Annotated in this window: 16 protein-coding genes, 2 tRNA genes and 1 pseudogene; 3 read left to right on the plus strand and 16 right to left on the minus strand. The window is 72.2% G+C overall.

Annotated features, from left to right (window positions below):
• Positions 1 to 24: 24 nt before the first annotated feature.
• Entirely contained in the window at positions 25 to 291 is a 267-nt protein-coding gene (gene rpsT, locus AC3IYJ_RS13400; protein WP_330296357.1) for a 30S ribosomal protein S20, read from the plus strand.
• A 214-nt stretch (positions 292 to 505) separates the two neighbouring features.
• Here rpsT and AC3IYJ_RS13405 read toward each other — a convergent pair whose 3' ends face one another.
• Entirely contained in the window at positions 506 to 1,087 is a 582-nt protein-coding gene (locus AC3IYJ_RS13405) for a TetR/AcrR family transcriptional regulator (RefSeq protein WP_489401530.1), read from the minus strand.
• Between the two features lie 100 nt (positions 1,088 to 1,187).
• On the opposite strand from AC3IYJ_RS13405, the gene AC3IYJ_RS13410 reads away from it, so the two are divergent.
• Positions 1,188 to 2,561: an MFS transporter gene (locus AC3IYJ_RS13410; protein ID WP_489401531.1), complete on the plus strand. Its 1,374-nt coding sequence runs from the start codon at positions 1,188 to 1,190 to the stop codon at positions 2,559 to 2,561.
• 61 nt (positions 2,562 to 2,622) lie between these two features.
• On the opposite strand, the gene holA is transcribed toward AC3IYJ_RS13410, so the two are convergent.
• Positions 2,623 to 3,615 carry a DNA polymerase III subunit delta gene (gene holA, locus AC3IYJ_RS13415; RefSeq protein ID WP_489401532.1) on the minus strand — a complete coding sequence of 331 codons (993 nt, stop codon included), beginning with the start codon at positions 3,613 to 3,615 and terminating at the stop codon, positions 2,623 to 2,625.
• Between the two features lie 73 nt (positions 3,616 to 3,688).
• Between holA and AC3IYJ_RS13420 the strand changes: the two genes are divergently transcribed.
• Positions 3,689 to 3,931 carry a hypothetical protein gene (locus AC3IYJ_RS13420; protein ID WP_489401533.1) on the plus strand — a complete coding sequence of 81 codons (243 nt, stop codon included), beginning with the start codon at positions 3,689 to 3,691 and terminating at the stop codon, positions 3,929 to 3,931.
• 18 nt (positions 3,932 to 3,949) lie between these two features.
• Here the strand turns inward: AC3IYJ_RS13420 and AC3IYJ_RS13425 are convergent, their stop codons facing one another.
• From AC3IYJ_RS13425 to AC3IYJ_RS13490, 14 genes and pseudogenes are all read right to left on the minus strand, one after another.
• A complete protein-coding gene (locus AC3IYJ_RS13425; RefSeq protein ID WP_489401534.1) occupies positions 3,950 to 4,831 on the minus strand; it encodes a YceI family protein in 882 nt (293 codons plus the stop codon).
• A gap of 136 nt (positions 4,832 to 4,967) precedes the next feature.
• A pseudogene (locus tag AC3IYJ_RS13430) lies at positions 4,968 to 7,370 on the minus strand (ComEC/Rec2 family competence protein); the annotation flags it as partial.
• Positions 7,367 to 8,296, minus strand: coding sequence for a ComEA family DNA-binding protein (locus tag AC3IYJ_RS13435; RefSeq protein ID WP_489401535.1), 930 nt, complete (start codon positions 8,294 to 8,296; stop codon positions 7,367 to 7,369). The gene AC3IYJ_RS13435 and the pseudogene AC3IYJ_RS13430, both read right to left, overlap by 4 nt.
• Before the next feature lie 98 nt (positions 8,297 to 8,394).
• Positions 8,395 to 9,240, minus strand: coding sequence for a DegV family protein (locus AC3IYJ_RS13440; protein WP_489401536.1), 846 nt, complete (start codon positions 9,238 to 9,240; stop codon positions 8,395 to 8,397).
• 76 nt (positions 9,241 to 9,316) lie between these two features.
• Positions 9,317 to 10,048, minus strand: coding sequence for a hypothetical protein (locus AC3IYJ_RS13445; protein ID WP_489401537.1), 732 nt, complete (start codon positions 10,046 to 10,048; stop codon positions 9,317 to 9,319).
• A 122-nt stretch (positions 10,049 to 10,170) separates the two neighbouring features.
• The gene (leuS, locus tag AC3IYJ_RS13450; protein ID WP_489401538.1) at positions 10,171 to 13,044 is read right to left on the minus strand and encodes a leucine--tRNA ligase; all 2,874 of its coding nucleotides are present in this window, start codon (positions 13,042 to 13,044) and stop codon (positions 10,171 to 10,173) included.
• Positions 13,045 to 13,338: 294 nt separating this feature from the next.
• Positions 13,339 to 13,411: transfer RNA gene (locus tag AC3IYJ_RS13455), tRNA-Ala, on the minus strand.
• 146 nt (positions 13,412 to 13,557) lie between these two features.
• Complete coding sequence (locus AC3IYJ_RS13460; RefSeq protein WP_112446589.1) at positions 13,558 to 13,791, minus strand: hypothetical protein; 234 nt, start codon at positions 13,789 to 13,791, stop codon at positions 13,558 to 13,560.
• A 135-nt stretch (positions 13,792 to 13,926) separates the two neighbouring features.
• A tRNA-Ala gene (locus tag AC3IYJ_RS13465) sits at positions 13,927 to 13,999 on the minus strand.
• Positions 14,000 to 14,111: 112 nt separating this feature from the next.
• Complete coding sequence (locus AC3IYJ_RS13470; RefSeq protein WP_489402802.1) at positions 14,112 to 14,801, minus strand: histidine phosphatase family protein; 690 nt, start codon at positions 14,799 to 14,801, stop codon at positions 14,112 to 14,114.
• On the minus strand, positions 14,798 to 15,244 hold the full coding sequence (gene rsfS / locus AC3IYJ_RS13475) for a ribosome silencing factor (protein ID WP_351047012.1): 447 nt from the start codon (positions 15,242 to 15,244) through the stop codon (positions 14,798 to 14,800). The genes AC3IYJ_RS13470 and rsfS overlap by 4 nt, the downstream gene beginning before the upstream one ends.
• A gap of 120 nt (positions 15,245 to 15,364) precedes the next feature.
• Entirely contained in the window at positions 15,365 to 17,098 is a 1,734-nt protein-coding gene (locus AC3IYJ_RS13480; protein ID WP_489401539.1) for a LytR C-terminal domain-containing protein, read from the minus strand.
• A 24-nt stretch (positions 17,099 to 17,122) separates the two neighbouring features.
• The gene (gene nadD / locus AC3IYJ_RS13485; RefSeq protein ID WP_243334788.1) at positions 17,123 to 17,740 is read right to left on the minus strand and encodes a nicotinate-nucleotide adenylyltransferase; all 618 of its coding nucleotides are present in this window, start codon (positions 17,738 to 17,740) and stop codon (positions 17,123 to 17,125) included.
• A gap of 70 nt (positions 17,741 to 17,810) precedes the next feature.
• Positions 17,811 to 17,978 carry a hypothetical protein gene (locus tag AC3IYJ_RS13490; protein WP_330296369.1) on the minus strand — a complete coding sequence of 56 codons (168 nt, stop codon included), beginning with the start codon at positions 17,976 to 17,978 and terminating at the stop codon, positions 17,811 to 17,813.
• Positions 17,979 to 18,039 lie beyond the last annotated feature (61 nt).

Consider the following 18,039-nt stretch of genomic DNA (forward strand, 5'->3'; position numbering starts at 1 on the left):
CTCTGAACCTGCAAAGGCTCTTTCGTGGCGAACATCAAGTCCCAGATCAAGCGGAACAAGACGAACGAGAAGGCGCGCCTGCGCAACAAGGCCGTCAAGTCCTCGCTCAAGACCGCGATCCGCAAGGCCCGCGAGGCCGTCGCCGCCGGTGACGTCGAGAAGGCCACCGTGGCTTCTCGCGCCGCCGCGCGTGCACTCGACAAGGCTGTCTCGAAGGGTGTCATCCACAAGAACGCCGCCGCCAACAAGAAGTCGGCGCTGGCGATCAAGGCTGCCTCCCTCCAGGGCTGAGCTTCTGATGTGATCGCCGGGTAGGGATCCAGCGGGCCCTCTCTCCCGCTCCCGACCGGCACCCCGCGCCGCACACGAAGCGTTCGCCACGCGGGTGCGGCGCAACCAAAGCAATACCGAGGGCCCCGGCCACCACCCTTCCCCAGGGTGGCGGCCGGGGCCTTCGCGTTGGCCGGGGGCTTCGCAGCCCCCTGCTGCGGCCTGGAGCTTCGCGCTATCCGGCGGCGACGGCGGCCAGGACGGTGGCCGTGAGGGCCTCCGGCGCCTCCTCGGCGGACATCCGGCCGGCCTGAACCTCGGCGGCGGCCGCGTGGACGAGGCTGTAGACGACCGTGACCAGCCAGTCGACCGAGAGGTCCGAGCGCACTTCACCGCCCTCCCGGCCGCGGCCGATCAGGCGCCGGACGGGGGCGAGGACCCGGTCGTGCCGTTCGCGCAGCTGCTCTGGCGGGAGGGCTACGGAGGCCACGGCGAAGACGGCGGAGTGCCGGTCCAGCAGCCGCCACGAGCCGCGGATGAGCCGCGCGAGAGCTTCCTCGAAGGTGCCGGCCCGGCTGTCGAGCGCCTCCAGGGTGGCCGCGGACTCGGCGACCGCCCGGTCGAGGGCGGCGTCGAGAAGTGCCTCGCGGGTCGGGAAGTGCGAGTAGAGCGTCACGCGGCTGACCCCGGCGGCGCGGGCGATGGCGGCCATGCTCGCCTGCGGGTCGGCGAGGAAACAGTCCAGGCCGGCATCGACGATCGCGGCGGTGTTGCGCTCGGCGTCGGCGCGGCGGGGGCGGGGTGCGTCGGGGACCATGGAACCAAACTTAACACCGGTGTTCACATTCTCCCGCCGGAGCCGCATACTCGGATCCGAGATCCTTAACAGTTCTGTTAACTTTAGGAGTGGCTCCGTCATGTCCGCCATGCCTTCGAACACCCGGAACGCCCCGCACCACACCGGGAGCCCCCATCCGCACCGGTGGCTGCTGCTCACCCTGCTCGGCCTGGCCCAGTTCATGCTGATCGCCGACGTCACCGTCGTGAACGTCGCGCTGCCCGCCATCAGCCACGACCTCGCCCTCTCCGGATCCGGACTCACCTGGGTCGTCACCGCGTACACCCTGTTCTTCGGCGCCCTGCTGATGGCGGGCGGCCGGCTGGCGGACCGGTTCGGGGCGCTGCGGACGTTCCTGGCCGGGCTCGCCCTCTTCACGGCAGCCTCGGTGGCGTCCGGACTCGCCACGGACGCGGTCACCCTGATCGCGGCGCGCTCCACGCAGGGCGTCGGCGCGGCACTGCTCTCCCCGGCGGCCATGGCCCTGGTCTCGGTGCTGTTCCGGGGCCCTGAACGGCACCGCGCCCTCGGCGCCTGGGCGGCGATCGGCGGTGCGGGCGCGGCCATCGGGGTACTGCTCGGCGGGATCCTCACCGACGGCCCCGGCTGGCGTTGGATCTTCTACGTCAACCTGCCCGTCGGGGTGCTCGCGCTCGTCCTCGTTCCCCTGCTGCTGGGCCACGCACTGCGCACTCCCGGCGGAGCGGCGACGGCCGCCCGGATCCGGGTGAACGTGCCGGGAATCCTCCTCCCGACCCTGGCTTCGGCCGCGCTCGTCTACGGGCTGACCGAACGCTCCTGGCTCTTCCTGGCCGGGGCCCTGGCCGCGGGGGTGCTCCTGGCGGTGACCGAGCGCCGGTCGCACAGCCCCGTCCTGCCCCGCGCCCTGCCGGGCCGCAGGAACCTGCTGGGAGGCTCCACGGTGATGCTGGGGGCCGCGGGCCTGCTCGTGACGGCGTTCTACCTGAGCTCCCTGCACATCCAGGATTCCCTCGGGCGGAGCCCCCTGGTCACCGGCCTGGCCTTCCTCCCCGCGGCCGTGGCCGTCACCGCGGGCGCGCACCTCGGCTCCCGGCTCGTCCCCCGCTTCGGCTGGCGCCCGATCGGCGCGGCGTCCTTCGCCCTGGCCGCCGCGGGCGCGGCCGTGACCGACCTCGGCGGTCTCTGGACGGGTCTGGTCCCCGGCTTCGCCCTACTGGCCCTCGGGCTCGGTGCGGCATTCGTCTGCGCCACCACCTCGGCCCTCTCCGAAGTGCCCCCGGACCACAGCGGCCTGGCCTCCGGGCTGGTCGGCACCTCGCACGAACTGGGCGCGGCCATCGGCATCGCCGCCTTCGCCTCGGGCAGCTTCACCACCCTCGCCCTCCCGGCCCTGGCCCTCGCCCTGGCCGCCCCGCTCCTACTCCCCCAAGGCCGGCCGGCCGCCTCCGCCACCCATGCGATGGCCCACTGAAGCGACGGCCCGGACGGCCCAGAGGCACAGGCGGCTCAGAGGCCCGGACGGCCCGGACGGTCTAGGCGCGCGGTCGGCGGGCCGCTCGGGCCACTGCCACCACGGCCTTCTCCAGCGCGTACTCCGGGTCGTCGCCGCCGCCCTTGACTCCCGCGTCGGCCGCCGCCACCGCGAGCAGGGCGTCCGCGACGCCGTCCGCCGACCATCCGCGCATCTGCTGCCGGACCCGGTCGATCTTCCACGGCGGCATGCCGAGATCGCGCGCGAGGTCGCCGGGGCGGGCTCCCCGCGGGGCCGAGGCGAGCTTGCCGATCGCCCGCACCGCCTGGGCCAGCGCGCTGGTGATCAGGACCGGCGCCACCCCGGTGGACAGGGACCAGCGCAGGGCCTCCAGCGCCTCGGCCGCGCGGCCCTCGACCGCCCGGTCCGCGACCGTGAAGCTCGAAGCCTCGGCCCGGCCGGTGTAGTAGCGGCCGACCACGGCCTCGTCGATCGTGCCCTCGACGTCCGCGCACAGCTGCGCCGCCGCGCTCGCCAGCTCCCGCAGATCGCTGCCGATCGCGTCGACCAGCGTCTGGCAGGCCTCCGGGGTCGCGGTACGGCCCAGCGTGCGGAACTCGCCCCGCACGAACGACAGCCGGTCCGCCGGCTTGGTCATCTTCGGGCAGGCGATCTCCCGGGCACCCGCCTTGCGCGCCGCGTCGAGCAGGCCCTTGCCCTTGACGCCGCCCGCGTGCAGCAGGACGAGGCTGATCTCCTCGTACGGCGACTCGAGGTACGCCTTGACCTCCTTGACCGTGTCCGCCGACAGGTCCTGCGCGTTGCGCACGACCAGCACCTTGCGCTCGGAGAAGAGCGAGGGGCTGGTCAGCTCGGCCAGCGTGCCGGGCTGGAGCTGATCGGAGGCGAGGTCGCGCACGTCGGTGTCGGCGTCGGCGGCCCGGGCCGCCGTCAGCACCTCCCGCACGGCGCGGTCGAGCAGGAGGTCCTCCTGCCCCACCGCGAGGGTGACGGGGGCAAGCGGATCGTCGGTGGAATTCTTCCTGGTGGCCATCGGATCCAGCATCCCACGTCGCACTGACAGCCCCTCGCTCCGCGGCCCCTGCCCCGTGCCGGAGAATGACCGGGTGAACGTGCGACATGTACTGGTGCTGCCCGACCGCGACGCCGCCGAGGAGGTGGCCCGCGAGGTGGTCGACCGCTTCGGCCTCCCGGAGGAACCGCAGTTGGTCCGCGACGCCCTGGCGGGCGAGGACGACGCCGAGGACGCCCAGTGGCTGGTGGTCGTCGAGGACCCCCGTGAAGGGCTCGACGCCACCGCCCTGGACGATCTGGCCGCCGAGTACGACGGCTGGCTCGAAGCCCCGTAGGCCCCCGGCTCCCCCCGGTCAGGCCTTGTGCACGACCTGGATGTCCAGCGCCACTTCCACGCTCGACCCGATCGCCGCGATCCCGTGCGCCAGCACCGACTGCCAGTTCAGCGTGAAGTCCTCCCGGTGCAGTTCCGCCGTGGCCCGGCAGGCTGCCCTCGGCTCGCCCTCCATGCCCGTTCCCAGACCCAGGTACTGGGTGTCCAGGGTCACGGACCGGCTGACCCCGTGAAGGGTCAGGGCGCCGGCCACGGACCAGCGGCTGCCGATCCGGTGGATGAAGCGCTCGCTGTAGAACTCCACGGTCGGGTGGCGGGCCGCGTCCAGGAAGTCCGCGGAGCGCAGGTGGTCGTCCCGCATCCGCAGTCCGGTGTCGATGCTCGCCGCGTCGATGATCACGTGCATGGAGGAATCCTCCATGCGGTCGGCTATCCGTACCGCGCCGGCGAAGGTGTTGAACCGGCCGTTGATCCGGGCGAGGCCGATGTGCCGGGCCGAGAACCCGATCGACGAATGCGCCGGATCGAGCTCCCAGTGGCCGGGCTGCGGCAGCAGCGGCGGCTCCACGGCGTCGAGGATGATCTCCCCGGTTCCGGGCTGCGCCGGGTCCCCCACCAGCGTCGCCCCGTAGAAGGGCGCGTAGCCCTCGGCCGTCACGGACAGCCGGTACTCGCCCTCCGGCATGGTCGCCGTGAAACCGCCGTACGGGTCGGTCTCCCCGCTGACGATCCGCCGCCCGATCGGGTCGGTCACCTCGAACTGGGCCTGCCGAACCGGCTGGTGGACCGTGTCGAGAACCCGGCAGCTGAGCAGCCGTGCCGTATGAGAAAGCGTCAGTGTCGCGGATGTCTGGGGACTGGCACTTCCCGCCGACTCCATCCCCCGTCTGCGACTGAACATGGTTTATGCACCCCCGTGCTGTGTGGACCTGGACCGCTCTGGCGAAAACGCATTCGATCATGCTGTCGGGTTGTGGGCAAACAGAGCGGTCACGCCCGGTATGACCGCGCCGGTGTCGTCGTCGATTGACCGGGAATGCCCGCAGCCCCGAGCCGCTGCCCGTGACGGCGACCGAACCGTCCTCGTCCGTGCGCAGCACCGCCGCCCCCGAGGCCCGCAGCCGCGCGAGCGTACCTTCCGCGGGGTGTCCGTACCGGTTGCCCGCGCCGACCGGGACGATCGCGAGGCGCGGCCGGACCCGGTCGTAGAGGCCGGGGTCCTGATGGGCGCTGCCGTGATGGGCGACCTTGAGGACGTCGACCGGACCGAGTTCCTGATGGTTCTTCAGCAGTTCCCGCTGGGAGTCCGGTTCGAGGTCGCCGAGCAGGAGGAGGGTCACTCCGGCGGTCCGCACCAGCAGGGCCACGCTCGCGTCGTTCGGCCCTTCGGAGATCGCTCCCCCGGCCGGCGGCCACAGCACCTGCCACTCCAGCGGCCCGGCCCGGCGCCGCTCCCCGTCCATCGCGGGGACCACGGGAATCCCGGCGGCCGCCGCCGTCCGTCGCACGAACTCCGCCTGCCCCGGTGGCTCTTCCAGCGTGGTGACCTGCACCACACCCACCGCGCGCCCCCGCAGCACCCCCGCCAGACCTCCCACGTGGTCGGCGTGGAAGTGCGTCAGCAGGAGCAACGGCACCCGTCGCACGCCCAGTTCCCGCAGGCACTCGTCCACCGGACCGGGCTCGGGACCCGCGTCCACCACCACGGCCGTCCCCGGAGCGACGGCGAGTACGGCGGCGTCTCCCTGCCCGACCGCGCATTGCACATAGCTCCAGCCGGGCGGCGGCCATCCTTTGATCGTACGAGCGACCAGCGGCGGCCTCAGTACGACGAGGAGCAGTGCCACCGCCAGGGCGGAGGCAAGCCATCGCCTGAGCCCGAACCGCCGGCCGAGCCCCACCACCGCCAAGGTGGCCGTGGCGAGCAGCAACCCTCCACCCACCCCGCCGGGCCACCCCAGCTCCGCCCCGGGCAGTCGCGCCCCGCCGCGGGCCACCGCCGCGATCCACCCGGCCGGCACTCCCGCGCACCGGGCCAGCAGCTCCGCCACCGGCCCGCACAGCGGAGCCGCCGCCAGCGCGGCGAACCCCAGGACCGTCGCGGGGCCCGCCGCCAGCTCGGCCAGCACATTGCAGGGCACCGCCACCAGGCTCACCCGGGCCGACAGCGCGGCGACGACCGGGGCGCAGACCGCCTGCGCGGCCGCCGCGGCCGCCAGCGCCTCGGCCGGGCGCGGCCACATCCCGCGGCTGCGCAGGGCCTCGCTCCACCGGGGCGCCACGGTCAGCAGGGCTCCGGTGGCCAGGACCGAGAGGAGGAACCCGTAGCTGCGGGCCAGCCAAGGGTCGTAGAGCACCAGCAGCAGTACGGCGGCGGCCAGCGCCGGGATCAGGGATCTGCGCCGCCCGGTGGCGATGGCCAGCAGGGTCACCGACCCGCAGGCCGCCGCCCGCAGCACGCTGGGCTCCGGCCGGCACACCACCACGAACGCCAGGGTCAGCGCCGCTCCGCACAGGGCCGTCGCCCGCAGGGAGAGCCCCAGCCGTGGCGCCAGACCGCCCCGCTCCGCCAGCTGCGCGCGGGCCGGTGGTCCGATGAGGAGGAAGAGCACCACGGTCAGGTTGGATCCGGAGACGGCCAGCAGGTGCAGCAGGTCGGTGGCCCGGAACGCCTCGTGCAGATCGGGCTCCACCCGGGAGGTGTCCCCTACCACCAGTCCCGGCAGCAGGGCCCTGGCATCGGGGGCCAGATCGTCGGTGACCTCGCGCAGCCCGGCCCGCAGCCGCCCGGCGATCCGCTGCACGGTGTCCGGGCCGCCGGTCACCCGCGGCGGCGTGTCCCCGGCCGGCCGGAGCAGGGCGACGGCCCGCTCGCCCTCCCGGGCCGGCGCCAGCCGGGCGACCACGGCGACCCGGGTCGAAGGCTGCAACCGGGCCCAGTCCGGATGCCCCGCCAGCACCCGCACCGGGGTCGACACCCGGGTCCGGGCACCGTCCGGCCCGGTCACCCGGGTCACCACCGCGTCGAGCACCACCACCGGCGGCCCGCTCCCGCTGCGGGCGGTCCGTGGATCGGAGCCCACGGTGAGCTCCACCAGCACCCGGGCGTGCTCCCCGGCCAGCCCCGCCACCGGCCCGGCCCGCGCCTCGGCCCGCTGGAGCCCCGCCACGGCTGCCCCGGCGGCCGCGCACAACAGGGCCGCCACCACGGCCGTCCCGGCCTTCCAGGACGGCCCCCGACGTCTGCCCCCGGCCACCATCAGCAGCCCGGCGACGCCCACCCCCAGCCCCGCCGCCCAGGCACTCGACCCGGGGGGCGCGCCGAGGGCGACCGCGGCCGCCGCCCAGGCGGCCAGGGCCGGCACCACCAGGCGCAGATCCACAGGACGTGGCTCGCCCCCGACGGTCGGGGGACGCGCCGCCTCCCCGGTCCCACTCACGGCCGCACCAGCTTCCGCAGATCGGCGAACCGCCGCTCGCCGATCCCGTTGACCTGCCGGAGCTCCTCCACGGACCGGAAGCCCCCACGGGCCGTCCGGAAGTCCACGATGTGCTGGGCGAGGACCGGTCCCACCCCCGGCAGGCCGTCCAGCTGCTCGGCCGTGGCCGTGCCGAGGCTCAGCGGCCCGGAAGCCGGAGCCGTGCCCCCGCCCGTCGGTGGCGGAGCCGGGGCCCCGACCAGTACCTGTTCGCCGTCCATCAGGACCCGGGCCCGGTTGAGCCCGGTGATGTCGGTCCCGGGCCGCACTCCCCCGGCGGCGACCAGGGCGTCCTCCACCCGCGACCCGGCGGGCAGCCTCCGCACCCCCGGATCCCTGACCTTGCCGCTGACGTCGACCAGGATCCGGCCGGTGCCCGCGGTCCCGGCGGTCGGCGCCGCCAGGACCGCGGCAGCCGGCGCGGGCGCCACCAGGGCGGGTGCGGTCACCGACTGCGGCCGGGCCGACCAGTACTGCTGCCCGGCGAACCCGACCGCCGCGACCAGCACCACCGAAACCGCGGCCACCGCCCGCGGCTGCACCCCACAGCGGGCCTGCAGCCACACGGGCAGCCGCTCCCGCACGGCAAGCCGCCGCGCGGCCCCTTCCGGGAGCGGGTCCGGGAGCGGAAGCGGGTCCGGGAGCGCATCCGGATTCGAGATCGCAACGGGCGCAGGAGGTGGCGTCGGCAGTGGGTCCGGGAGCGGAGGAGGCCCCGGTGGGTGGCTGCCCAGGAGTGCCTCGGCCCTGCGCCGCACCACGGCGGGCTCGGGGTGGTGGCCGGCCCGGTCGCCGCGACGATGGCGCAGGCGGCCGTCGGAGAGCCGGGGGCGGCCGGGGCCGCTGGTGGCGCCGGCCGGGGACGGAGTACGTGTACGGAGAGTCATGCCACGACGGTAGGGCCGAAGCCGGAACCCCGTTCGGAGCCCTCAATTCCGGTGGATGGCCGACCCGTTGTGCACAACCCCGTCACCCGAACCGGTGATCAGCGCGGGGACACGACCGCCGCCAGCAGCCCCGGCCCGGTGTGTGCGCCGATCACCGCTCCGACCTCACTGACGTGCAGTTCGACCAGTCCGGGGATCCGCTCGCGGAGCCGCTGGGCCAGCTTCTCCGCGCGCTCGGGCGCCGCCAGGTGGTGCACGGCCACGTCGACGGCTCCGGAGCCCGCCCGCTCGACGGCCAGCTCCTCCAGGCGTGCGATGGCCTTGGAGGCCGTACGCACCTTCTCCAGCATCTCGATCCGGCCGCCCTCCAGCGTCAGCAGCGGCTTGACCGCCAGCGCCGAACCGAGCAGGGCCTGTGCGGCGCCGATGCGGCCGCCGCGCCGGAGGTAGTCGAGGGTGTCCACGTAGAAGTACGCCGACATGCCGGCGGCCCGCTTCTCCGCGGCGGCGACGGCCTCGTCCAGGGAACCGCCGGCCTCGGACACCTCGGCCGCCGCCAGGGCGCAGAAGCCGAGTGCCATCGCGACCATGCCGGTGTCCACGACGCGCACGGGCACCGGGGCGGTCTTCGCCGCGAGCACGGCGGCGTCGTAGGTGCCGGAGAACTCGGCGGACAGGTGCAGGCTGACGATGCCGGTCGCGCCTGCGTCGGCGGCGGCCTGGTAGGCCCGGACGAACTCCGCCGGGCTGGGGCGGGACGTGGTGACCGAACGGCGCTTCTGCAGGGCGAGGGCCAGGCTGCGGGCCGAGATCTCGGTTCCCTCCACGAGGGCCTCGTCGCCGAGGACCACGGTCAGCGGGACGGAGGTGATTCCGTGGCGCGCCATGGCTGTTTGGGGCAGGTAGGCCGTGGAATCGGTGACGATCGCGACATGGCGGGACATGAGCCGGAGGTTACCGGCAGCGGGGGTGTTCCGGCAGCCCGGCCCCTGGACCGTCGGCCCGCCGGACCTGCGTCTCTCAGGCCCTGGCTTCCGGGTGCGGGGACTTCTGCCACGGGTACTGGGCCGTCGGCGCGGGGTGCGGAAGGGCCGCGGGGGCGGGGTGGGGACGGGCCTCCTGGGTGTTCCACGGGGCCTGGAGCGGGTTCTGGAGCGGGTTCTGGGGCGATGCCTGAGGCGGTGCCGGCAGGTCGTCGATGGATTCCCGGGACCAGTCCCGCAGGGCGCCCGACTCGACCTCGATCTGGGCCGACAGCACCGACAGGTCGTCGTCCGCGAAGCGCCGGGCGCGGTCGCGCGCCGCCCAACGCAGTGAGTCCGCCGCCTGCGTGATCCTCGCCGTGCGCTCCCGCAGCTGCGGCAGGCCCTCCTCGATCCGCTTGCGGTCGGGCTCCGCCTCCAGCCGCTTCAGCTCGTCGTCCAGCTCGTGGCCGTGCCCGCTCAGCCGCTCGAACAGCTCGATCGACTCCTTCAGCGAGGCATCCGCCCGGACCCCCTCGTACAGCGCCTGCTGCGTGGCCCGCATCGATGTCCGCAGATCCAGCCGCAGCTGGGCCAGTGCCCCTGTGACCCCGACCTGGCCGAAGCTCCGTGCCCTCAAGGTGGTGTCCTCCACGGTGCGGCGGGCCTGGGTGATGGTCCGGTCCACGCCTCGCGCGGCGGCCTTGACCACCTTCGTCGTCACATAGACCCCGAGCCCCAGAAAGGCGAACAGCAGCACCAGGGCCACGATGATAAAAGCCGCCTCCATGAGGTTCCCTTCCCCAGCCGTTTAGGTCCCTTCCACCGTAAACGCCACGGGCAGGCCGCGGGTTCCCATCGAACCCCCAACCTGCCCGTACGGGACAACCCCTAGACCAGGGTCCTCACCGGTCACACGACGATGTTCACCAGCTTCGGCGCGCGCACGATCACCTTGCGGATCTCGGCCCCGCCCAGCGCCGCCACGACCGCCTCGTCGCCCAGGGCCAGCTGCTCCAGGTCGGCGTCGGAGATCGTCGGGGGCACCTCCAGGCGCGCCTTGACCTTGCCCTTGATCTGGACGACGCAGGTCACGCTCTCGTCCACCACGTACGCCGGGTCCGCGACCGGGAAGTCCTGGTGGACGACCGACTCCTCGTGGCCCAGCCGCTGCCACAGCTCCTCCGCGATGTGCGGAGCCAGCGGGGCGATCAGCAGGACCAGCCGCTCCGCGACCGAGCGCTCCAGCGGACGGCCCGCCTTCGTCAGGGCGTTGTTCAGCTCGGTGATCTTCGCGATGGCGGTGTTGAAGCGCAGCCCCGCCATGTCGGCGCCGGCCCCGTCGATCGCCTTGTGCAGCGCGCGCAGGGTGTCCTCGCCCGGCTCCGAGTCGACCACCGTGACGGCGCCGGTCTCCTCGTCCACCACGTTGCGCCACAGGCGCTGCAGCAGCCGGTACTGGCCGACCACGGCCCGCGTGTCCCACGGGCGCGAGACGTCCAGCGGGCCCATCGCCATCTCGTACAGGCGCAGGGTGTCCGCGCCGTACTCCTCGCAGATCTCGTCCGGCGTGACGGCGTTCTTCAGGGACTTGCCCATCTTGCCGTGCTCGCGCTTGACGGGCTCGCCCTGGTAGAAGTAACCGCCGTCGCGCTCCTCGACCTCGGCCGCAGGTACGTACACACCGCGCGAGTCGGTGTACGCGTACGCCTGGATCATGCCCTGGTTGAACAGCTTGTGGAACGGCTCCACCGAGGAGACGTGCCCCAGGTCGAACAGCACCTTCGACCAGAAGCGCGCGTACAGCAGGTGCAGGACCGCGTGCTCGGCGCCGCCCACGTACAGGTCGACCCCGCCGTGCGGAGCGCCCTCGCTCGGGCCCATCCAGTACTGCTCGATCGCCGGGTCGACCAGCGCCTCGGAGTTGTTCGGGTCCAGGTAGCGCAGCTCGTACCAGCAGGAGCCGGCCCAGTTCGGCATGGTGTTGGTCTCGCGGCGGTACGAGCGCACGCCGCGCCCGTCGCCCAGGTCCAGCTCCACGTTGACCCACGCCTCGTTGCGCGACAGCGGGGTCTCCGGCTTGGAGGTCGCGTCGTCCGCCTCGAACGTCCGCGGCGAGTAGTCCTCGACCTCCGGCAGCTCCAGCGGCAGCATCGACTCGGGCAGCGGGTAGGCGACGCCGTCCTCGTCGTAGACGATCGGGAAGGGCTCGCCCCAGTAGCGCTGGCGGCTGAACAGCCAGTCGCGCAGCCGGAAGTTGATGGTCCCCTCGCCGATGCCGCGATTCGTCAGCCAGTCGGTGATCGCGGCCTTCGCCTCGACCACGCCCAGGCCGTCCAGGGACACGCCCTCGCCGGTCGAGTTGACGATGGTGCCGTCGTACGAGGAGAAGGCATCCTCCCACTCCAGCGGGTCCGCGTCGCGGTCGTCCGTGGGCTCCACGACGCAGCGCATCGGCAGCTCGAAGGCGCGCGCGAAGGCGAAGTCGCGGCTGTCGTGGGCCGGGACGGCCATGATCGCGCCGGTGCCGTAGCCCATCAGCACGTAGTCCGCGATGAAGACGGGGACCTTGTCGCCGCTGACCGGGTTGGTCGCGTACGCGCCGGTGAAGACGCCGGTCTTGTCCTTGGCCTCCGCCTGACGCTCGACGTCCGACTTCGAGGCGGCCTGCTTGCGGTACGCGTCCACGGCCTCGCCGGGGGTCGCGTTGCCGCCGGTCCACAGCTGGTGGGTGCCCTCGGGCCACTCGGCCGGGACGATCTTCCCGACCAGCTCGTGCTCGGGCGCCAGCACCATGTAGGTGGCGCCGAACAGCGTGTCGGGGCGCGTGGTGAAGACGGTGATGGCTTCGCCGTCGCCGACCGCGAAGTCGACGCGCGCACCCTCGCTGCGGCCGATCCAGTTGCGCTGCTGCAGCTTGATGGCCTCGGGCCAGTCCAGCGCGTCCAGGTCGTCGATCAGGCGGTCGGCGTAGGCCGTGATCCGCATGTTCCACTGGCTCAGCTTGGACTTGAAGACCGGGAAGTTCCCGCGCTCGGAGCGGCCGTCGGCGGTGACCTCCTCGTTGGCCAGTACGGTGCCCAGCCCGGGGCACCAGTTGACGGGCGCGTCCGAGGCGTACGCCAGCCGGTACTCGTTCAGCACGTCGGCCCGCTCGCCCGCGCTCAGCGCGGCCCAGGAGGCGCCGCCGGGCAGCTCGCGGGAGCCGTTCTCGAAGGCGGTGACCAGCTCGGCGATCGGACGGGCCGTCTTCGCCTCGGCGTCGTACCAGGAGTTGTAGATCTGCAGGAAGATCCACTGGGTCCACTTGTAGTAGTCCGGGTCGATCGTCGCGAAGGAGCGGCGCCGGTCGTGGCCCAGACCCAGCCGGCGCAGCTGGACCTTCATGTTCTCGATGTTCGCCTCGGTCGACACGCGCGGGTGCGTGCCCGTCTGCACGGCGTACTGCTCGGCCGGCAGGCCGAAGGCGTCGAAGCCCAGGGTGTGCAGGACGTTGTGGCCGCTCATCCGCTGGTGGCGGGCGTACACGTCGGTGGCGATGTAGCCCAGCGGGTGGCCGACGTGCAGGCCCGCGCCCGAGGGGTACGGGAACATGTCCATGATGAACTTCTTGGGCCGCGCCACGACCGCAGGGTCGCCGGCCAGGTCACCGGTCGGGTTCGGGGCCTCGTAGGTGCCCTGCGCGTCCCATACGTCCTGCCAGCGTGCCTCGATGTCGGCGGCCATGGCAGCCGTGTAGCGGTGCGCCTCGGCCGCCTCGGGGGCCGGGGTGTTCGTCTCGCTCATGATTTCTGAAGCTCCATCGATCGTCTCTGCCGTCTCTGCCTGCCCAAACGAAAAAACCCCTCGCACAGGAGGGGGCGCCGCGCCGAGGCCGACCATCTCGTGGGGTCGGTGCTGTTCAGCGCGGCTCGGTAAGCAGGAGGCGTACGGCACGCATGGCGTCAGGGTACCGCAGCGGCTACCAGGGGCGCCCTTCCGTTCCTGCCCCCGGACGCCCGACGACGGGAGACCTGGACGCTCGGACGCCAGGAAAACGAGAAGCGGGCCACCCGATCCGGGTGACCCGCTTCTCTACTGTGGAGCTATGGAGAATTGAACTCCAGACCTCCTGCATGCCATGCAGGCGCTCTACCAACTGAGCTATAGCCCCTTGTCCTACTTGCCGCTTCGTTCTCCGTTTCCGGTTCCCCTTGGCGACGTCCCAAACATTACACGGTCATGGCCCTGGTCCAAAAATCGGTTTCCGTGCGCCCCGGGCCATGTCCGTTCTGAGGCAGTTCGTCCTGACCGAGCCCGTCACGCACGAGCGAACTGGTAGAACCGCTTGAGCGTGCAGTGCTCGTCGAGCAGCCGGCCGTAGATCGGCTCGCCCTCCAGCTCGCGGTACGTCTCGATCGGGTCGCCTTTTATGATCAGCGCCCGCGCGCATTCCTCGCACCAGTACTGGTAGTCGGGGTTGATCGGCTCCATGTCCCGCACGATCGGCGTGCCGTTGTTGCACCAGTCGCACCGCCGCCGGTGTGCACCCATCCGTCAGCGACTCCCTCCCGCGTCGGGCCGTCGTGTCCCCCTCCGGCCGTCCGATTCTGCCATGCCGGGGTGCGCCTGGGCAGCTGAGGACAAAAGCAAAGATCCCGCCCCCTGTTGGGGACGGGATCTTGATTGTGGAGCTATGGAGAATTGAACTCCAGACCTCCTGCATGCCATGCAGGCGCTCTACCAACTGAGCTATAGCCCCGCTCTCCGCGACGCTCCCCCCGTTTCCGGTGTTCTGCGCTGCGAACAAGAAGAACTCTAGCCTGTGACCAGCCGGAAAGTGAAATCCGGGTGGGAGCCGCCCTGAAGCGGTCTCAGTCGTCGTCGCCGAGCACCGGTTCGGGCAGCGTGCCGGCGTTGTGCTCCATCAGCCGCCAGCCTCGCGCGCCCTCGCCGAGGACGGACCAGCAGCAGTTGGAGAGCCCGCCCAGGCCCTCCCAGTAGTACGAATCCAGGCCCAGCAGGCGGCCGATCGTCGTACGGATGGTGCCGCCGTGGCTGACCACGACGAGCGTGCCGCCCGGGGGCAGCCGGTCGGCGTGCTCCAGGACCACCGGAGCGGCCCGGTCGGCGACCTCGGTCTCCAGCTCGCCGCCGCCCCGGCGGACCGGTTCGCCGCGCTTCCACGCCGAGTACTGCTCGCCGTACTTCTCGAGGATCTCGTCGTGCGTGAGGCCCTGCCACTCGCCGGCGAACGTCTCGCGCAGCGCCTCGTCGTGCGCCACGGTCAGCCCCGTGACGGCCGCCAGCTCGGCGGCCGTGGCGGAGGCCCGACGCAGGTCCGAGGAGACGATGGAGTCCGGCCCCAGGGAGGCGAGCAGCCGGGCGGCGCGGCGCGCCTGCGCCACACCGTCCTCGGTCAGCTCGATGTCCGTGGAGCCCTGGAAGCGGCGCTCCAGGTTCCACGAGGTCTGGCCGTGCCGCCACAGGACGATCTTCCGGCCGGACGTGCCCGTGCCGGTCGTGCGGGTCGTGCGGGTCGTGCCTTCGTTGGTCGCGCTCAGAACAGATCACCGTCCAGTTCGTCGTCGCTCTGCGTCGCGCGCAGCGCGGCGTGCTCCTCGGCCTTGCCCTTGGTGAGCTTGGCGTCCTCGGGAAGGTCGATCTCGGGGCAGTCCTTCCACAGGCGCTCCAGCGCGTAGAAGACACGCTCCTCGCTGTGCTGCACGTGGACGACGATGTCGATGTAGTCGAGCAGGATCCAGCGGGCGTCGCGGTCGCCCTCGCGGCGCACCGGCTTGGCGCCCAGCTCCTTCTGGAGCTTCTCCTCGATCTCGTCCACGATCGACTTGACCTGGCGGTCGTTGGGCGCCGAGGCGAGCAGGAAGGCGTCGGTGATCGACAGCACGTCGCTGACGTCGTACGCGATGATGTCGTGCGCGAGCCGGTCGGCCGCGGCCTGGGCGGCGGCGGTGATGAGCTCGATGGAGCGGTCCGTGGCGGTCACTGGCCATGCTTTCGGGTTGGCGGGCAGATCCTTACAAGGGTCTCATGTACCGCCGTCACCGCCCGCGCGGAACGTACCGCGCGGGCGGACCCGCAGCTCACAGGCGCCGCAGCAGAAGGCTCAGGACGGTTTGTAATCCTTGCCGAGCGTCACGACCACATCGGCGTTCACCGCGTTGTCGGCCTTCTTCACGACCGTCTCGGGCAGCCCCAGCGTCTTGGCGACCTCGATCGCCTTGTCCCGCTGGGCGTCGTCCTGGTACGTGATCGTCGACGCGGGGGCGGTCTTGTCGGCCTTGCCGCCGTCCACCAGCGTGTAGCCGCCGTTGACCAGCGCGGCCTTCGCCGCCGTCTGCGTCTTGTCGTCGCCGCTGGCGTCCTTGATGCCCACCCGCGGGGCGCCGCCGGCCTGGGTGGCCGAGGCGGAGCCGCCGAGGACCTCCTTGACCACCTTCTTGTTGGCCTCGTCCGTGAGACCGCCGTCGGGCTTCACCGCGAGCACGTCGGTGCGGTACGCGCCCATCTTGGCGTGGTCGCCGAGCTTGGACAGGAGCGCGCCGAGGGCCTGCGCGTTCAGCGCCGGGTCCAGGATCTGGCCGGTGGTCTCGACGGTCACCGCCGCCGACTTCGGATCGCCGGGCACCTTGCGCAGCAGGGCGAACAGGACCTTGCCGAAGCGGTCCAGGCGCTTGGCCTCCGGCTCGCCCTGGGCCTGGTAGGTGGCGTACGCGACGGCCATCGCACCGCTGAGGCTCTGCTTGGGGCCCTGTGCCACCGCCGGGGCCTTGGCCGCGTCGTCCGCGGGGACCGCCGCGTCGGTGTCGACCTCGATGCCGCCGACCAGGTCCACGAAGGTTTCCAGGAAGGGGGTGTCCAGGCGCCAAGTGCCGCCGATGTGGGTGCCGAGCACCGTGTCGAGGGATTCCCGTACGCCCAGGCCCGCGCCCTCGACCGCCTTGCCGAGCGGTGTGCCCGTACCGTCGTCGCCGGGAACGCTCAGCGTGCTCGGCACCAGGACGGTGGCGCCCTGCTTGGTGGTGACGTTGTCGACGAGCAGCGCCGTGGTGATGCCGCCCTTCTTGGTGTTGTGCAGGTGGACGACGATCATGTCGCGCTTCTGCGGACCCGAGGCGGCGGCGCCGGGCGCCTTCCCGGGGCCGTCCAGGAAGGGCAGCTTGCCCGCGTACCAGAGGTAGCCGACCCCGCCGACGACGAAGACGGCCAGGGCGACGATCAGGGCCACCACGCGGTTGCGGCCGCGCCGGCGGGCCTCCTCACGGCGCTCGGTGCGGCTCTCGGTGAAGGCGAGCCAGTCGATGACGTCCTCGGAGTCCTCGTCCGGCTGGTCGATGAAGTCGAACTGCCCGGTCTTGTACGAGGCCTCCTGCGCGGCCCCGCCCTCGCCCCGGCGGGGCTCCGGAACCTGCCCGCCCGCCGGCCGGAACTCCGGCTCGGGAACCGCCTCCGGCTCCGGGGCCGCCGCCGGGGCCTGGGGGGCGGCCTGCTGCGGGATCCACTGCTGGGTGGCCTGGGTGTCGTACCCGTAGGCCTGGGGCTGCGCCTGGCCGCTCTGGGAGTACTGCTCCGGCTGCTGCGGCGGGTAGTACTGCTGCTGAGGCTGCTGCCCGTACGCCTGGTAGTCGTAGCCGTACTGCTGGTCGTACTGCTGCTGGTCGTACGACTGCGGCTGTTCGTACTGGTACTGCTGGTCGTACTGCTGCTGCTCGTACTGGGGGGCGGCGGGGGCGGACTGCGCGGGCACCTGGCCGTAGACCGGCCGCCCGTAGGCGTCGTAGCCGACGAGCTGCTGCTCCTGGCCCGCATACGGGTCGTACGGCTCCTGTCGGTCGTTCACCGCGGGCCCCCTCTCTCCCGGAGCTCAGGCTCCGCGGTACAGCTCGCGCTTGTCGATGTAGCGGACCACGCCGTCGGGCACGAGGTACCAGACAGGATCCCCCTTGGCGACGCGTGCGCGGCAGTCCGTGGAAGAAATCGCCAGCGCGGGCACCTCGACGAGGGAGACGCCTCCCTCGGGCAGACCGTCGTCGGTGAGGACGTGGCCCGGCCGGGTGACGCCGATGAAATGGGCGAGCGCGAAGAGCTCTTCGGCGTTTCGCCAGGTCAGGATCTGTGCGAGGGCGTCGGCGCCGGTGATGAAGAACAGGTCGGCGTCGTCGTTGAGCGCGCTCAGGTCCCGCAGGGTGTCGATCGTGTAGGTCGGCCCGCCGCGGTCGATGTCGATGCGGCTCACCGAGAACTGCGGATTGGACGCCGTCGCGATGACCGTCATCAGGTACCGGTCCTCGGCGGAGGACACGGCCCGCTGCGACTTCTGCCACGGCTCACCGGTCGGTACGAACATCACCTCGTCGAGGTGGAACAGCGCGGCCACCTCACTGGCGGCCACCAGGTGTCCGTGGTGGATCGGATCGAACGTTCCGCCCATCACACCGAGCCGGCGCTTGACCGGGCCGGTAGGCATTTCCTGCTCTCCCATGAGCGCAGAGCCTACTGGCCCGGTGGAGCGGGAGGGACCCGCCTCCGAGCGCGTGCGCGAGGTCCGGGCTTCAGCGGTCGCGGTTCAGGCGCGTGGTGACCCAGAGCAGCAGCACCAGGATGAAGAAGGCTGCGCCGCCGGTCAGGTACGGGTTCAGGCTGTCGTGGTTGCCGCCGTGCTCGGCGCCGCCCTCCGCGGCGAGGACGACCAGGGAGTGAGTGGTGGAGGCGAGGCTCATCAGGCAGGTACCTATCGAGTCGGGGAGCGGGCGGAGACTTCGCTCACATCGTATGCGGGGG

The organism is Streptomyces sp. GL_140, assembly GCF_057834465.1.

Coding starts and splice junctions, on each gene's coding strand:
- AC3IYJ_RS13405 (WP_489401530.1), bottom strand. CDS start 1,087: ATGGTCCCCGACGCACCCCGCCCCCGCCGCGCCGACGCCGAGCGCAAC.
- AC3IYJ_RS13490 (WP_330296369.1), bottom strand. CDS start 17,978: ATGAGCCTCGCCTCCACCACTCACTCCCTGGTCGTCCTCGCCGCGGAG.
- AC3IYJ_RS13440 (WP_489401536.1), bottom strand. CDS start 9,240: ATGTCCCGCCATGTCGCGATCGTCACCGATTCCACGGCCTACCTGCCC.
- leuS (WP_489401538.1), bottom strand. CDS start 13,044: ATGAGCGAGACGAACACCCCGGCCCCCGAGGCGGCCGAGGCGCACCGC.
- AC3IYJ_RS13410 (WP_489401531.1), top strand. CDS start 1,188: ATGTCCGCCATGCCTTCGAACACCCGGAACGCCCCGCACCACACCGGG.
- holA (WP_489401532.1), bottom strand. CDS start 3,615: ATGGCCACCAGGAAGAATTCCACCGACGATCCGCTTGCCCCCGTCACC.
- AC3IYJ_RS13435 (WP_489401535.1), bottom strand. CDS start 8,296: ATGACTCTCCGTACACGTACTCCGTCCCCGGCCGGCGCCACCAGCGGC.
- AC3IYJ_RS13425 (WP_489401534.1), bottom strand. CDS start 4,831: ATGTTCAGTCGCAGACGGGGGATGGAGTCGGCGGGAAGTGCCAGTCCC.
- AC3IYJ_RS13460 (WP_112446589.1), bottom strand. CDS start 13,791: ATGGGTGCACACCGGCGGCGGTGCGACTGGTGCAACAACGGCACGCCG.
- AC3IYJ_RS13445 (WP_489401537.1), bottom strand. CDS start 10,048: ATGGAGGCGGCTTTTATCATCGTGGCCCTGGTGCTGCTGTTCGCCTTT.
- nadD (WP_243334788.1), bottom strand. CDS start 17,740: ATGGGAGAGCAGGAAATGCCTACCGGCCCGGTCAAGCGCCGGCTCGGT.